We start from the raw sequence: 15996 nt of genomic DNA, 5'->3' as shown, positions 1-15996 counted from the left end.
GCCTGACCTTTCGGCCATTACGCCGAAGAGGAAGAGAGTTCTGTCACGCAATGCGAAAGCAACGTTTCCAGGGTTGGCTTGAGAGTTTTTCGTTCCACGATATGATCAACCATGCCGTGTTCCAACAAAAACTCAGCACGCTGAAAGCCTTCAGGCAAATGTTCTTTGATCGTTTGCTCTATGACCCGTGGGCCGGCAAACCCAATCAGCGCCTTCGGTTCTGCTAGAATGATATCACCTAACATTGCGACACTGGCAGTGACCCCCCCAAAGGTCGGATCCGTTAACAGGACAACAAAGGGCATTCGAGCCTCTTGTAATTTCGCCAAAGCTGACGCGGTTTTGGCCATTTGCATGAGTGACAAAGTCCCCTCTTGCATTCGTGCGCCACCGGAAGTCGTGACCAACAAAAATGGCAGATGCCCCGTCAGCGCGTAGTCGATTGCCCGACAAATCTTCTCGCCGACCACCGATCCCATGCTCCCACCCATAAATGAAAAGTCAAAAATTCCAAGCGCCACGGGTTTCCTGCCAATTTGGCATCGCCCGGTCAAAATTGCTTCTTTTTTTCCCGTTTTTTCTTGGGCCTTGTGAATGCGCTTGCGGTACGGCAATGTGTCCACAAATTGTAGGGGATCTCCTGGAACTAAATCTTTATCCCATTCCTCGAATGAACCAGGATCGACGATCAATTCCAATCGCTCACCAACCGATAGCGGAAAATGGTATTGGCATTTCGGGCAGACTTTTAAATTTCGCTCAACCTCGCGTTTAAAAATAATGGCGCGACAGACTGCGCATTTAACCCACATCCCTTCCACGATTTTAATGGACGTGCCTTCGGTATCCGTGTTTTTATTTCGTTTAAACCATCCCATAGATCAGTCTATCCTTAAGCTTCTCTCATGAACGCAATGTACGCGAACCTACATCAAGATTTGGCTGAGAGAAAGAAAATTCGAGAAAGGCAGGAAAAGGACACAACAAGAAAACATATACTCCGACACAGTCTTCAGTCACGACACGACATTACCATAGGGAGGTTGAACCGGCAAGAATCCCTCGCATAAGGTGCCTAACCCGCAAAGCAGTCCGGAGTATCAACAGAGTGAGGACACGACAGGAAACAAGGAGAAGGCACGAGGGTCAACCACCCCTTGCATGCATTTCCAAATGTGGATCTTGGCGCAACCGTTCAATGTCAATATATCGGCCACGACCGCTGACCTGTTCCAGCTCTTTTCGTTCTTCCGCCCCACGATCTTTTCGAGATTCCCAGACAGACTGGATGATGGAGAGAATATCTGTTCGTGATCGTTCCATTCGAAGGAGCTTGCGAAGGTCAAGGCCGGTTTTTGCATACAAGCACAAATACCACATCCCGTCAGCCGTCAACCGACTCCGGTCACATGTCGAACAGAAAGGCACAGTAGTGGAAGAAATAATACCAAATATAGTTCCATCTGATAACCGGAATCGCTGCGCAGGAGCCGAACTGACCTCCTCCACCGGCTCGACCGAACCATAATACTCTCCGACCATCTTTAAAATCTCTTTCCGGGAAAGAACCTTTTCCGCCGACCAGTCATTGGCTCCGCCTACATCCATATATTCGATAAAACGCACTTCTCCGTTGACCTGCTTGCCATATTCAATCAAGGGAATGACTTCATCCTCGTTGTATCCCTTCATGGCGACCGTATCCAGCTTCAATCCTGTGAACCCGACCCGTCCCACTGAAGTAATGCCTTCCAACACTCTGTCCAGGGTATCGCGTCGAGTCAGTGCTTTAAACCGTTCGGGTTTCAACGTATCCAGACTCACCGTGACCCGATGGAGCCCGGCATCGAAAAGAGCCTGCGCCTGTTCACTCAACAACACCCCATTGGTGGTCATCGCAATATCGTGAATGCGAGAGTTTTGACGAAGCATTTTGATGAGTTCCGCCACGTTATTACGTAATAGAGGCTCGCCTCCGGTAATACGTACTCGATCAATTCCCCGATCGGAAAACACATTCGTCAGGAAGGCGATTTCTTCAAACGTCAACAGATTTTCCCGAGGAAGCCACACATAATTTTCCTCAGGCATACAGTACTGACACCGTAAATTGCATCGATCGGTCACTGACACCCGCAAGGATCGTAAGGGACGTCCCCAGACATCTTTGACCGCATCCGGCAGAGTCACGGCTCCCCCCACATCCATTATGGGTGTTCCTCCACCCACACTTCGCCCTCCGGCGTCGTTTCCATTTTCCAGATTGGAGTAATTTTTTTGAGTTCATCAATACACCATTGGCAAGCCTTAAACGCATCGGCACGATGTTCAGCCCCAACAATGATCAGCACAATATTGTCACCAATTTCAATGGGACCATGGCGATGGAGGACCAATGCCTCAATAATAGCAAAATCACGAAGTGCCTGTTCTCGAATTTCTTTAAGTTTTTTCTGGGCCATCCCTTCGTAGTGATCAAAACTCATGGAACTTACGTCTCGACCCTTGGAGCGATCACGGGCCGTACCCAAAAACATGGCAATACCCCCGATTCGACGGGACCGAGATCTCACTCGTTGCAATTCTTCATCAATTGAGAAATTTTCCAGTTGCACCCGAACCAGCATACTTTCTTCTAATTCAACAGCCATCGGATTGCCCTTTCTCCTAAGCTCATAATTCGCCTGATCCTCCTGCAAAGGGAGGCAATAATGCGACCTCATCAGCCGTGTCCAGCACCGTGTCCCAATGAGCAATTTCTTGGTTCACCGATACCAGCACTTTTTTCTTTTCGAGCAATTCACCAACCTGAGGATACTCCCTCTGTATGGTATAAACCAGATCCTTGACCTGTTCACCTTCGGAAAAAGCCACTTCCAAATCCTTACCTCCAGGAATCATGGTCTTTAACATCCCGAATAATTTAATCTTCACAATTTACAACTCCCAGGATCAAGCTCGAGTAATGGGCCTCATCTTTTTCCTACCTGCCCTTTTGCACACGGACATACGTTCCTGACTTTCCTCCGGATTTTGAAACCAGGGCTATCTCTCCAAACTCCATGCCTTTATCTACCGCCTTACACATATCGTAAATCGTCAGAGCTGCCACAGAAACAGCCGTCATGGCCTCCATTTCTACTCCGGTATTTCCGGTGGTTTTCACCGTTGCGACAATCGTAATGACACACCGTCCATCCGAATTAAGCTGGGGGTCTTCTTTGAAGTCAACATCTACTCCTGTGAGAAGTATAGGATGGCACATCGGGATTAGATTCGGAGTCCGTTTGGCCCCCATCACGCCGGCCACTTGAGCCACGGCCAGCACATCACCCTTTGCAATCCGACCTGCATGAATTTTTTCAAGGGTTTCCGGCAAGACAAACACTTTCCCCTCTGCCACCGCTACACGCTCGGTCGGAGGCTTGTCCGTCACATCCACCATTCGAGCCCGTCCGGACTCATTAAAATGCGTTAGATTTGCCATCATCAAAAATAGTCAGAGATGAAAATTTCTTTTGAAAATCAGTAAATTATAAAGACAGGGGAAAAACGACGTCAAGCAAAACATCCCCCCTGAATATTCCCTTGACAGCCAAGCTCATTCCACCTATAAACAGTCGTAAAACCTTATTATACAGAGGGTTTCTCCCATGGACTCCACCACTAACATAGCCAATCCTACTCTCGCCAATAAAAAATTAGGCCTGCTGCTCTCAACCTCACCCGAAAATCCCAATGCAGATACAGTCTACCACCTCTCCAAAACCGCGTTAGCGAATAAAGTAGATACCTATTTGTATTTCATTGATGAGGGAGTCAGAAATCTAGAGGACCCGAGATTTACGGAGTTGGCGAAGAACGGCCTGAAACTATTTGTGTGCGCCTATGGATGTCAACAACACCACATCTCCACCGACGGATATGGTAAGGAAGTGACCTTTTGCGGCTTGGTTATTCTCTCAAACATCATCGACGGGTGCGACCGTTTCCTGGCGTTTAATTAACTTCCCTCCCCGCTTCGCTCTCTGAGCTTCTGCCAAATGATACGAAGTCCCAGATATTCTAGACAGTTATTTTGTGGACCAAAAGCATGGCATGTTTCCTATTCCTACATTGACCTCAGCAAGAGGCCTGATTGGCATGGTGAATGCCATTTTCATGAATTTTTTGCTGCCCCGACTCTAAACCAGCCAGGATCATTCTCTCTTCGTACCTAATTGTTTACAATCAAAAATTTTTCCATTGAAACTAAACCAGCCAGACGGTACAGTAACAATCTATGCTAACTTCAACCCGCTATTTGATCCTTGAGACCGCCATAGACCTGTTGGGACAAAACGGGGTTAGTGCATTGACACTCGAGCATGTCGCTCGAGAAGCCGGAATCAGTAAAGGTGGCTTACTCTATCATTTTGAGGGAAAGGAACAGTTACTTGCAGGGCTCATAGAGTTACTCATACAGGATTTGGATCGCAAACAGGTTGGAGAATTTCTCACTAGCTCCATTCATGAGGAGCATCCCGGCATGGCTTTTAGCCATGAGATTATCGACAATACCGTCCATAATCGGTCCCTTCGGGGAGAAGAAATCGCCTCCATCCTCATGGCGGCTTTTTCCATCAATCCCCATCTTCTCGAACCCATTCGAGAGCGATACCAAAATTGGCAGAGCATTTTTCTGGCCAATACCAATGATCCGACTCGTTCCCTCTTAGGGCGGCTGGCTGTCGAAGGGCTCTGGTTCAGCGAGGCCCTAGGATTAGCGCCTCCCACGCGCGAGCAACGAGCCACATTTGTTTTGGAGATCCAATCTCACACACAATCAGGAGAACCCATGAGAGACACGTCCGCAACCACCATACCCACACCGCCTAATGACGCCTTCGCGGAATTGGCTTCCTTTAAATCACATGTGGAGGAACTCGAACGACAAGCGTATCAACCCACCCAAACCTCTGCGCGTGCACTACTGGCGAAACAAAATCCGCGAGGGTTTTGGCAGGGCGATTTAACCGCCGACACAACATTGGAATCCGACTACGTATTGCTTTTACTCTGGCTCTATCCACCAGAGAACGGTGTGTGGGAGCCAAGAATTCAGACCAAAGTCAAGGAAGCCATCCGCACCATTCTTGACCGACAACTTTCAGATGGTGGATGGAATATTTATACGGAAGGACCAGCCGAAGTAAATGCCACGACTCGTGCATATGTGGCGCTTCGAGTTGGGGGCTATGATCCCGACCAACCGCTTATGCAGCGTGCGCGTGAACGCATTCTTGCCCTCGGGGGTCTTCAAGCCACCAATAGCTACACGAAGAATAATCTGAGCATGTTTGGTCTCTTCCCAAGAAAATACACACCGAGTGTTCCACCTGAACTCGTCCTTATCCCTGGAAATGTCTTGTATGAAATTTCATCATGGAGTCGGGCCATCGTCGTCCCCCTCTCCATTCTTCAAGCGTCCGGAGTGCAACACAAAGTGCCCGGAAATTGGACCGTTGACGAACTCATGGTGCCCAATCGAAAACTGAGGTTCCCAAGAAAAGATCCCTTTTCTCTCCTGTTTCATCAGGTGGACAAGATATTGAAACTCTGGGAAAAGCGGGGCTTTAAGGATGTTCGCGCCAAAGCGATACGCGAAGCGGAGAAGTGGATGCTCGATCACATGCGGTTCACGGATGGATTGGGTGCGATATTTCCAGGAATGATGTATGCCCTCATGGCGATGGATGCTCTGGGTTATGAGCGAGACCACCCGGACTTCATTGACACACTTGGCCAGCTTGAAGGGCTCATTATTGAGAAAGAAGATGCCTTGCAGTTTCAGCCAAGCTTGTCCCCGGTATGGGATACCGCTATCTCAATGTTTGCATTAGGAGAACTCGGTGTTGGTGAACCACAAGCCATGCAGCGGGCAGCTGACTGGTTATTAAGCAAAGAGATTCGCCGGAAAGGAGACTGGTCGGTCAAGCGACCGGATTTGCAGGCTGGAGGATGGCCTTTCCAATTTGCGAATGAACTCTACCCGGATATCGACGACACCGCCATGGTCTTGTTGGCCCTACAGCATGCCAAGGCCTCTGATCCCGACCGGCAGACCCGCGCCGAAGGTCGTGCCATCAACTGGTTATTAGGGATGCAATCCTCAGACGGAGGTTGGGCTGCCTTTGATGTTGATAATAATTGGGCCTTACTGAATAAGGTCCCATTTGCAGACCATAATGCCATGCTTGATCCCAGCTGCCCTGATATAACCGGGCGGGTATTGGAGGCACTCTGTCGGCGTGATTACACATACCAACACCCGGCAATCGCGCGTGCCGTCCAGTTTCTATTGGGCCATCAACAACCCAGTGGGAGTTGGGATGGACGCTGGGGGGTAAATTATACCTATGGGACATTCCTCGCCGTGCGTGGCCTTCGCGCAAGTGGCTCCCCGACTGCAAACGCCGCAATTCAGCGAGCTGCCACCTGGATGCGGTCAATCCAAAACCATGATGGCGGATGGGGAGAAAGCTGTGCTAGCTATGAAAAGCAGGAATTTGTTCCAGCCTCAAGCACACCTTCACAAACAGCCTGGGCCTTACTTGCACTTGAAGCGGCTGGCGATCGAACCTCAAAACCCGTTCATCGTGGAATCGACTGGCTGCTCACTCATCAGAACCAGCAAGGAGGGTGGGACGAGGAACTCATGACAGGAACCGGATTCCCTAACGTTTTCTATTTGAAATACCATTTGTACTCGCACTACTTTCCATTATTGGCCCTTGCTACCTGGCAAGCAGGATTAAAGAACTCATGACCATGCTCTGTGCCCAAATAAACGAATCAATTCTTGCATTTTTACAATAATCTTAGAAAGTTCCGCTTTTTTGTGAAATAAAACTCAGACTCAAGGAAATCATTCTGCAGCCAACATCTAAGAGCAAAAAACAATGGGCAAAGAGTCTTACCGACAGCCCTTCGACTTTGCTCCTGGCAGGTTTATCAAAATCCCCTCTATCGCTGGCTTTCGGGCTTCCAGCTCAGGCCGATATTCAGAATTCGTTGAATCAGCGCTTCATAGGAAATACCGGCTCGTTCAGCCGACTCAGCAAGATCCTCACCATAGGCCAGTTGAGCATTGGGATTGGCTTCCAATATATACAGGTGCTCCTTGGGATCTAACCGAAAGTCCATGCGGGCATAGCCGTTTAATCCCAAAATATGAAAGACCCGTTTGGCCGTTTGTTGAATATGTCGCACCAGCTTAGGATGTAACCCCTCAACCTCACCCGATTGAATCCCATATTTTTTTTGATATTTCGTACTCCATTTCACCCGGGCCGTGGCAATCGGCAGAGCATCAGGAGGAAGATTTTTTAAGTGCAACTCCCAAACCGGCAGGGCTTGCAATCGTCGATTACCTAACACACCCACATAGAGTTCCCGTCCTTCAATGTAACGCTCGACGATGACGCTCGTGCCCACACTCTGATGCACAAATTCAACACGTTCTTTGAGTTTCTCTTCGTCATGGACGATAGATGCTTGAGAAATGCCGAGGGACGCTTCTTCACTAATGGATTTGACAATGACCGGAAAGGGAAAATCTTCTGCCCACTTGATCCCTCGCCCCAGAGGATAGACCACAAACTCCGGGCATCGGATGCCATGGTAGGCCATAATTTTTTTTGACCAGCCTTTATCCCGAGTAAGCACGAGCCCCTTGGGATTACACCCGGTATAGGGAACTCCCAAAAGCTCCAAATAGGACACGACATTTTGATCGAACTCCGGATTGCCATTGAATTCTTCCAGCAGATTGAAAGCAATGTGGGGCTTCCAATCCGTTACCAGGTTATCAATAACGCTTAAATCATCTCTGACACCGACAGCCATAACCTCATGGCCAAGATCCCGTAGAGTGGAGACCACATCAAATTCGGTTTTCCATTCAACCTCAGCCAAATCGGCATGCTCCACATCCTCGGGGGGCACGAGATCCTGATGCATAAGGGCCATGACGCGAAGCTTCCTCATAACACCACCCGATGTCGTCCACCATGCAAATAGTTCATCGTTTGCACCGTCAATAAAATCGTAAAGTCCACTTTTGCCTGCTCTTCAGGAACGGCTAACCGCAAATTCCGTTCCCGGCAATGTGCCATCATATCTTGTAAAACTTGATCAATGGTATATTGATACTCTCCCGTCCATGCCGCGACTTTCCGGCGAACTTCTTTTCTGAATTTCCTGATAAAATTCTCCGCGGACGTATTTGCCGATTGATCCGGATCCCCGGAAAAGAGACGCCGCAGGTCCCGATCATAAAAGTTTGGGTAGTCCAGCCCATACCGTTCCCGTTTGTCTTGATAATGTTCCCGGAGCGTTTTGTGCAGCCGCTGAATAGGGTCCACCTGTTCCCTGGTCGTCACAATTGGCGCAACCCCCGCTAACTCCTTCATAAGCCCGTCCATATATTCCAATTTTTTAAGTGCCGGCCAGCCGGCATAACGCTCACGCCAATGTGAGTGCGGGGTGAGCCAGACGGCAAAGGTTTCGGCAAAATCCTCGTCTGGATGACTCTGGGCATACCACATATCAAGATGCAACACAAAACTTTTACTATAGGGCTTCGGCAAATAACAATCGGGATACGGAACCGAAGTATGCCCGAACATTTGTTGCCGGCTCCGCCGCCGGCGTAAGCGGTAGGCATTCTCAATCGCATGGCCCGTTTCGTGTCGAAGAATCCGCATACACCATTCCGGGGTCCCGCCCTCCACTTCCAACATTTGATTGAGCTCCAACTTCGCCAATCGCGGATGCCCCATATAGAACGGCACGGCAAGACCCGGCGTGCCATCAGGCGAATACCAATCGTCGGACAACCAGACATGGGGACGAAACACCAACCCGTGATCCTTCAATTCGCGGTATAACTGACGGACGCATTGACCCAATTCAGTTCCGGAAATGCGGATATTCAAATCAGACAACCGGAGATTCAACAACTGTTCATCAGTCCAGGAAACCCATTCAGGCTCTATGGGGACAGGGGGCTTAAAGTCCGGCAAAAGTTCCAAACTCACAACCTCCCATGCCATCGTCGGTTTTGAATCATCATCAAAAACCCTTTCGTGAGAATCAGACTATCCTCCCTTGACAGACTCTTCCGCATCAACCGCCGGATGATGCTCAAATCGTCACTCCATTTCCACTCTAAGTCAAAACCTCAACCATGCCTCCCCTATTCTCATTTTCAGACTTGAATTCCATAGCTTTTACCTTTTTGCCTATGGTAGATTGCCCCTCTTTTTTAGGATTCTTTCATTCAGGACCATGCAATTTTTTATTCACACTCCGAGTCAGCGCGTCTGAAGAATCAGTGCTCAAGGCTTTATTCATTTCTTTGGTCCTCATTCATTTTCTCGGCCAAATGCCTGTACGCTCTTTTCCCTGTTGATTCTGACGACTCCTTAAAGCCTGACCGGTAGCACCACAGGAGATTCATCTATGTATCGCTGTGAAAAATGCCAAGGAACGATGTTGCTCGATCGGGAAGTCGACATGGAATCAGGAATGTCTCTTCTGGTTTTCTGGTGTATCAATTGTGGCCTACGGAAACAAGCCGAGCGGGCACCGATTCCTCTCATCGAGGTATCGTAGCGCAAGTGCGTGATTCCTCAATCGTTCGACCCGGATCGGCAGATAACTCCGGAGCGTTCTGCCTATTCGGGTCATTGATGAGCATTTTCAGGGAATCGGAGAAAAAGAGACAGAGTAGTGATGCCCCGTCTCATCGCACACTATTCCTGCTCGTGCCCCAGAAAGGCGCCGGATTCGCTTCTTGTGAGGGCATGAAGTTCCGCTTTAGGTAGTCCGTCACCGGGAACCAAAGGCATATGGCCCCGCTAACAACCATCAGAAATCAGGAGAGCAGGAGGATCTAGGAATCCGCATCCAATTCCACATTCCAGTATAAATAATCCCGCCAACTTTCCGGAGCGTGGCGTATACCGATCATAAGTGTCAGCCGGGGGGTCCATTTAGGCTTGACGGGCTCCTTGAGTAATTTCATCCCTGCCTCATGGGGAACACGCCCGCTTTTCCGGTTATTACATCGCCAACATGCCGTCACAATGTTTTCCCAGGTTTTCTTCCCACCTTTGGCAATAGGCACCACATGATCAAACGTCAATTCTTCGGTGCGAAACCGTGCATAGCAATATTGGCAGGTATACCGGTCACGGGTAAAAATATTGATACGAGAAAATTTCACTGCATGATGATTCGAACGAAGCTTGACCATGTTGAGAAGACGCATCACGGAAGGCAATTTAAAGGAAATGGACACCCCTCGAATATCCCGATCATAAAATTCAAGGACTTCGACTTTTCCTTGCCATAACAAATTGATGGCTTTTTGCCAGTGCACAACTCGCAATGGCTCATAGGTAGCATTGAGTAGGAGAGTCATTTCCATACAAACGTACTCTAGAGACCTCGCCTGGTTGGAGGAAACCCTGTTCCTATATCACCGACGAATCCAGAGAATCAAGAGAGACCATGGGGCTCTTGTTGCGCCAGGAAGAAGTTGATATATTAGGGGTTTTGGCCGCTTAGAGTTGACCATGTCCTTAAACTTCCATCCGGTTGCCAAGATTCAAGATCTCCCTCCAGGCACCTGTCAAAGCATTGAGCTCCAGGATTACGGTATTGCCTTATTTAATGTCGAAGGTGTGATCTATGCCCTTGATAATACCTGTCCCCATGCCGGAGGGCCACTGGGAGAGGGATTGGTAGAGGGAGACTTCGTCGAATGCCCCTGGCACGGATGGAAGTTTGATATCAAAACCGGGGTTTGCCAAAAAAACCCGAGCCCGAGCTGGAACGTGCCGTGTTATGAAGTACAGGTGGTTGATGGCATCATCCACGTCGCCCCACCCACACCTGAGAATAGGCAATTATAGAATACTAAAAACTCTGGAATGTTGAAAAAGCCATTCCTGCCAACAACTTTCACTCCCTATTCACCACAACGCAGATCGCGGGAACTCCGAGACATCCAGTAAGCTGTTTACATGAGGAGAATACCCTTAGCAGCAGACTCTTCTTCGAACTGGCCCACAACAGGTAATTTCAGCATCATGCCCGGAAGGGATGAAATTTGATCGCCATGGGGAAGGGGCGGCAAATTCTCAAACGGCATCAATTGTTGGGCGGCTAGCGAGATCACTCGAATTGACTTTTCTTTGCTATCCACTCTCCAGGCATATTCCCGCTCGATCCACTCCACGGAACCCTTCTCTCGCACAATTTTACGTACCATATATTTATCCTCGCCCTGTGCGGCCACCTGCCAATCTCCTTCATGAAACGGAATACCTTTTGTTTTCAAATCATCCACCATTAACTGAACCGCTTCGTCCAGGGTATAGCCTTGCCGGGATCGGTGCTTTTTGACCAATTCCAACGCTTCCAACGCAAGGGGGTCATCTGGAAGGTGATACCCCGCCGGCTGGACATAGCGATACAGCAGAAAAAATCCTATGACCAGGAAAACAACGAGAAGATACCCGATAATCTTTTTAAATTGAGTCGACATGCCTGTTATCCATTGTGGTCTTTGAAAAACTTTTTTTATGAGAACATCATTCCGGATCCGGAGACATCCGATCATGTGGCGACCGGCGTCCTCTTGGTGTTATAGCACACATGATTCCTACGTGCCTCCCCCGCTTAACTTTTCTATGTAACATCCCCCTGACTGAATACATAGGCCTATCCGGCAATCGTCAATCTTCCGGTTCCTGATTTCAGCTGCCTCGTAATGCCTCTTTTAAGGCATGTATCACCTTATTATTCTCACGTGGGTAGCGAATGGCAAGACGAAGTGCCGGCTGAGTCATTCCGGAAAATGTCTGACAATCCCGGACGAGGATCCCCTGTCGTGTTAGTTGTGAAACAAGATTGGCTGTCACACATTTCGAAGGTAACTCCACCATCACAAAATTCGCGGATGCGGGAATGATCCGCAGTCCAGGGACTCCACGTAATCGCGTCATAAATCGTTGTCGTTCCTGTTGTATAAACTTCACACTTCGCAGTCGGTATCTGACGTCATCCAATGCCGCGACACCGGCCTCCTGGGCAAAATGACTGACCGACCACGGAGGGAGCAACCGGCGGATTTTGGAAACCGTCTCCGGCGCCCCCACCAAGTACCCGAGACGAATTCCCGGCATACCATAAAATTTCGTAAAACTTCTGAGAATAAGCAATCGTTTGGCGTTCGGAATTTCTTTAATGAGGGAATGGGAGGGGCAAAAATCAATAAAGGCTTCATCAACCACCATCCAAAGCCCGGCTTGTTCAATTTGCCGATAAAGGGTTCGAAGAGATCGGGGCGAAACCACTCTTCCTGTTGGACTGTTCGGATTACACACAAACACAGCCGTAAATGATTCCTGGTTACTGAACGCGTCCTTCTGAGAACCGGAGCGGATACCGTCCACCAAAAGCGAAAGCTGTCCCAGGGGAGGAGCATACTTTTCCGCAGACGTGGCCAGGGCATACGTACAGCGCGCACCCGCGATATGAAGAGACGCCTCATACTCCATGAACGTAGGACCTGCCACATATCCCTGGCAAAGGGACAGAGCCCGAGGTAAGATCCGAATTAATTCAGACGACCCGTTACCCAACACAATCGAGTCCGATGAGATTCCATGCTCTTTAGCCAGGCGTGTGCGCAAATCTTCAGCAGTTGGATCAGGATAATGTCCGCAAGCAGGTAAGGCTTGCTGCATCGCATTCAACACTGGGGTGGGTGGACCAAACGGATTAATACTGGCACTGAAATCAATAAAGGAGTCCACCGGCCGTCCGAGCGCCTTTGCGATTTGATGAACCTGCCCCCCATGCACAACCGGCTGGGTCACCACATCACCCAAGCCATGATCCCCAGAACCAGTATCCCATAGACTATCCCCATGACTTGTAACGCCACAGGAATGAGCGCCACGGAACAGGGTGTGGTCGGATCACCTAACCTGGCGCGTACTTCTAGCACCCCTCCATACATATTTTCTCCACCGAGTTGCACCCCAAGAGCACCGGCCATGGCCGCTTCGGGCCATCCACTATTCGGGCTGGGGTGACGCCGCGCATCCCGTCGACAGATTTGCCAGGCTGAGACGCCGGAGCCCAATCGAATCGCCGCCGCGACACTCATAGCCACCGCTGTAAGCCGAGCCGGCACCCAATTGACGAGATCATCGGCTCGTGCGGATGCCCATCCAAAGTCACGATACCGATCGGTACGATAACCAACCATCGAGTCCAACGTACTGATTGCTTTATAGGCTATGGCACAGCCAGGTCCTCCCAACGCGAGATAAATCATCGGCGCCACGATGCCATCGGAGGTATTCTCAGATACGGATTCCACTGTCGCCCGAACAATCCCTTCTTCTGAAAGGTCGGCAGTGTCCCGCCCGACTAACCGGCCTACCTCAACCCGAGCCGATACGAGTGATCCCATTCTCAATGCCCGATGGACCCGCATGGCATGAACCCACAAATCCCGACCGGCAAGAGTGGTAGAGCCCAGCACCACCCATATCACTGTGCCAAATTGTTCATGCACCAGTTCAGCCCATTCCAAGATGCCCTGGGTCACAAAAAAGCATCCAAGGGGAAGCCCCAGGGCCAATCCAAAACCGGCCGTTCTTTTTGACCATGGGCTAGAGATTCGCTCTAACGTCAGGCGTTCATATGCTTGAATGATGAACCCCATCAGGCGAACGGGATGAGGCAACCAGCGGGGATCGCCTATCATCAGATCAAGGGCGCACACCGCCAGAAATTTGAACCCCGTCAGGTCATCCGCCACCGTTAGCCCGGGATTTTGGAACCGGAAGGGGCAGAGTTGTTCCCAGTCAATTCTGCAAGACAAGTCGGACACACGCAGTCATCATAACGTTTCGCGATACTGTCATATTGGGCATCGCTCACAGGGACATCTTTACACCAACATCGGGAGAGTCCGCACTCAAAAGGTCGACCGCAACGTTCGCACTGCTTAGGATAGGTTCGTGTCATAATAAATTGGCCTCCCGTTCATGAATGGCCCTGTTAATTATTCTCCAAACTTCGAATACACGAGGAGGACCGGCCCCAAGATCAGAAAGAGCACTTCGATTCCCTCATTCATCGCTCCCAGTATATCTCCCGTGATACCGCCAAACTTTTTGGAGATCCACCAGACTACAGATCGAACCACAAGGTACACAACTATCATCAGCATAGCGGCTGTGACCGCATCGAACATTCCCCACAACCCCAATCCCACAACCGTTGTGGCAACCAGAACATCGCGCCGCGTCACCGTCCGAATAAACTGCGCAGCCAACCCTTCCGATCGTGGATAGACAACACCCCAGCAACCGATCACCATCGCCCATCGCCCAATAGCCGGCATACAGAACAACATGCCCTCTCGAAATCCTACTGGCAGGGTCAGAAATCCGGCATAGCGAAGCCCAAGAATCAACACCAACCCTGTGGCACCAAGGGCACCGATTCGAGAATCCCGGAGAATCATCAGCCGGTGATCGGGATCCCTTCCCCCTGAAAGTGCATCAACCGTATCCGCCCAACCATCAAGATGGAGGCCTCCCGTGACCAGCACATAGAGAGTCAGCATCACCAAATTCAAAACCACAGGAGGAAAGACGCTCTCCAATAATCGATCGATCATGACAAGGCTTGCGCCAAGCAGAAAACCAATAAGAGGAAACCAGCGAAGGGAAGCTCCGAACGTATCTAATGGAATCTTCGTACCCGAACCTCCTGTAAGAGGAATGGTCGTCAGAAGGTGCCACGCCAAAGAAAACGAAGCCCATAAACTCCTCATGCCATTTCCGGAAAGGGTCGTACGGCCTCATCCACGCCTGCACTTTCGAATGTGGCCATTTGTGTCAGACAGGCCAAACTCGATTGAATCAATCCGATAGCCAAACAGGCTCCTGTGCCCTCCCCAAGCCGAAGATCCAAATCCAACAGCGGACGAAACCCTAACGAGTCCATGGCCAAACGATGTCCGGGTTCCGCAGAGACATGGGAAGGAATCATGTAGGCCTGACAATGGGGCTCCAGGGCGACGGCCAGCAAGGCGGCAGCTCCAGTAATGAACCCATCCAGGACCACAGGTACGCGACATGCCGCCCCACCCAGAAGAATTCCTACCAATCCGCCGATTTCAAATCCTCCGACCTTCGCCAGCACATCCAAAGGATCCTGCGCGTCAGGTGCATTTCGTTGAATGCTTCGCTCAATCACCTGAATCTTTTTCGCCAATTGCAACGCATCAACTCCTGTGCCTTTCCCGGTCACGTCGGCCACAGGATGACGCGTCATGACTGCTGTAATGGCACTGCTGATGGTGGTATTCCCAATGCCCATTTCTCCGATTCCGATTAACCGGATCCCGTCAGCATAGGCCTCCTGGACAAGACGGATACCTTCTTCCACACTTTGGACGGCTTGTTCACGACTCATGGCAGGGCCTTCACACATATTGCGGGTTCCCAACCCGACCTTTCTCACCCACAAACCGGGTGGTGCACCCATGTCTTCTTGAACGCCCATATCCACCACGCGAACCTGGGCCCCAATCTGACGAGCTAGAACATTGATCGCTGCCCCGCCTTGTAAAAAATTTTTGACCATTTGTACCGTGACGGATGAGGGATAGGCGCTCACCCCTTCTCCTGTCACACCATGATCGGCAGCCAGAACGAACATCATTGCATCCGGATTTTTTACGGGAAGCGACAGAGTTATCGCCACATACTGAGCCCCTAAGGACTCAAGCCGGCCAAGGCTGCCCGGAGGTTTCGTCAGTCGGTCCCACAACACTTGAGCGCGACCCATATCAGCCTGTGCGACCGGTTGAATCGCCGAGAGAGTGTCCTGAATGAATGGAGAAGTATAGCTCATCGG

18 protein-coding genes are annotated in these 15996 nt (G+C 50.2%); 4 read left to right on the top strand and 14 right to left on the bottom strand.

The features are described 5' to 3' along the window. Positions 1-17: 17 nt before the first annotated feature. The 5 genes from accD to moaC form a co-directional block, all read right to left on the bottom strand. On the bottom strand, positions 18-878 hold the full coding sequence (gene accD / locus ACTRXD_RS21220; RefSeq protein ID WP_442433770.1) for an acetyl-CoA carboxylase, carboxyltransferase subunit beta: 861 nt from the start codon (positions 876-878) through the stop codon (positions 18-20). A 268-nt stretch (positions 879-1146) separates the two neighbouring features. Next, the gene (gene moaA, locus ACTRXD_RS21215; RefSeq protein ID WP_442433769.1) at positions 1147-2208 is read right to left on the bottom strand and encodes a GTP 3',8-cyclase MoaA; all 1062 of its coding nucleotides are present in this window, start codon (positions 2206-2208) and stop codon (positions 1147-1149) included. Further along, positions 2208-2651: a molybdenum cofactor biosynthesis protein MoaE gene (locus tag ACTRXD_RS21210; protein ID WP_442433768.1), complete on the bottom strand. Its 444-nt coding sequence runs from the start codon at positions 2649-2651 to the stop codon at positions 2208-2210. The genes moaA and ACTRXD_RS21210 overlap by 1 nt, the downstream gene beginning before the upstream one ends. Before the next feature lie 22 nt (positions 2652-2673). After that, complete coding sequence (locus ACTRXD_RS21205) at positions 2674-2934, bottom strand: MoaD/ThiS family protein (RefSeq protein WP_312746670.1); 261 nt, start codon at positions 2932-2934, stop codon at positions 2674-2676. A 49-nt stretch (positions 2935-2983) separates the two neighbouring features. Continuing rightward, positions 2984-3487, bottom strand: coding sequence for a cyclic pyranopterin monophosphate synthase MoaC (gene moaC / locus ACTRXD_RS21200; RefSeq protein WP_442434045.1), 504 nt, complete (start codon positions 3485-3487; stop codon positions 2984-2986). Positions 3488-3653: 166 nt separating this feature from the next. On the opposite strand from moaC, the gene ACTRXD_RS21195 reads away from it, so the two are divergent. Beyond that, the gene (locus ACTRXD_RS21195; protein WP_442433767.1) at positions 3654-4007 is read left to right on the top strand and encodes a DsrE family protein; all 354 of its coding nucleotides are present in this window, start codon (positions 3654-3656) and stop codon (positions 4005-4007) included. 275 nt (positions 4008-4282) lie between these two features. Further along, a complete protein-coding gene (gene shc / locus ACTRXD_RS21190; RefSeq protein WP_442433766.1) occupies positions 4283-6808 on the top strand; it encodes a squalene--hopene cyclase in 2526 nt (841 codons plus the stop codon). A 197-nt stretch (positions 6809-7005) separates the two neighbouring features. Here shc and ACTRXD_RS21185 read toward each other — a convergent pair whose 3' ends face one another. Further along, entirely contained in the window at positions 7006-8010 is a 1005-nt protein-coding gene (locus tag ACTRXD_RS21185; protein ID WP_442433765.1) for a D-alanine--D-alanine ligase family protein, read from the bottom strand. A gap of 14 nt (positions 8011-8024) precedes the next feature. Next, the gene (locus tag ACTRXD_RS21180) at positions 8025-9080 is read right to left on the bottom strand and encodes a putative zinc-binding metallopeptidase (RefSeq protein WP_442433764.1); all 1056 of its coding nucleotides are present in this window, start codon (positions 9078-9080) and stop codon (positions 8025-8027) included. A 424-nt stretch (positions 9081-9504) separates the two neighbouring features. Here ACTRXD_RS21180 and ACTRXD_RS21175 point away from each other — a divergent pair, with 424 nt between their 5' ends. Continuing rightward, positions 9505-9657 (top strand): hypothetical protein, encoded by a 153-nt coding sequence (locus tag ACTRXD_RS21175; RefSeq protein ID WP_312640453.1) that lies wholly within the window; start codon positions 9505-9507, stop codon positions 9655-9657. A gap of 280 nt (positions 9658-9937) precedes the next feature. On the opposite strand, the gene ACTRXD_RS21170 is transcribed toward ACTRXD_RS21175, so the two are convergent. Next, positions 9938-10474: an HNH endonuclease gene (locus tag ACTRXD_RS21170; protein ID WP_312640449.1), complete on the bottom strand. Its 537-nt coding sequence runs from the start codon at positions 10472-10474 to the stop codon at positions 9938-9940. Between the two features lie 148 nt (positions 10475-10622). Here ACTRXD_RS21170 and ACTRXD_RS21165 point away from each other — a divergent pair, with 148 nt between their 5' ends. Continuing rightward, on the top strand, positions 10623-10961 hold the full coding sequence (locus ACTRXD_RS21165; protein ID WP_442433763.1) for a Rieske (2Fe-2S) protein: 339 nt from the start codon (positions 10623-10625) through the stop codon (positions 10959-10961). 107 nt (positions 10962-11068) lie between these two features. Here the strand turns inward: ACTRXD_RS21165 and ACTRXD_RS21160 are convergent, their stop codons facing one another. The 6 genes from ACTRXD_RS21160 to cobT form a co-directional block, all read right to left on the bottom strand. Continuing rightward, a complete protein-coding gene (locus ACTRXD_RS21160; protein ID WP_442433762.1) occupies positions 11069-11596 on the bottom strand; it encodes a hypothetical protein in 528 nt (175 codons plus the stop codon). 211 nt (positions 11597-11807) lie between these two features. After that, positions 11808-12935 (bottom strand): threonine-phosphate decarboxylase CobD, encoded by a 1128-nt coding sequence (cobD, locus tag ACTRXD_RS21155; RefSeq protein ID WP_442434044.1) that lies wholly within the window; start codon positions 12933-12935, stop codon positions 11808-11810. Then, entirely contained in the window at positions 12929-13957 is a 1029-nt protein-coding gene (cbiB, locus tag ACTRXD_RS21150; protein ID WP_442433761.1) for an adenosylcobinamide-phosphate synthase CbiB, read from the bottom strand. The genes cobD and cbiB overlap by 7 nt, the downstream gene beginning before the upstream one ends. Then, a complete protein-coding gene (locus tag ACTRXD_RS21145) occupies positions 13888-14094 on the bottom strand; it encodes a cysteine-rich CWC family protein (RefSeq protein ID WP_376753550.1) in 207 nt (68 codons plus the stop codon). The genes cbiB and ACTRXD_RS21145 overlap by 70 nt, the downstream gene beginning before the upstream one ends. A 37-nt stretch (positions 14095-14131) precedes the next feature. After that, entirely contained in the window at positions 14132-14908 is a 777-nt protein-coding gene (gene cobS / locus ACTRXD_RS21140; RefSeq protein ID WP_442433760.1) for an adenosylcobinamide-GDP ribazoletransferase, read from the bottom strand. Next, positions 14905-15993 carry a nicotinate-nucleotide--dimethylbenzimidazole phosphoribosyltransferase gene (gene cobT / locus ACTRXD_RS21135; protein WP_442433759.1) on the bottom strand — a complete coding sequence of 363 codons (1089 nt, stop codon included), beginning with the start codon at positions 15991-15993 and terminating at the stop codon, positions 14905-14907. Before cobT ends, cobS begins: the two co-directional genes overlap by 4 nt. Positions 15994-15996: the final 3 nt, after the last annotated feature.

It is taken from the genome of Nitrospira sp. T9, assembly GCF_052156535.1.
GTDB lineage: Bacteria > Nitrospirota > Nitrospiria > Nitrospirales > UBA8639 > Nitrospira_E.
Note: the sequence above shows the minus strand (reverse complement) of the source record. Positions and strands in the feature narration are given on the sequence as shown.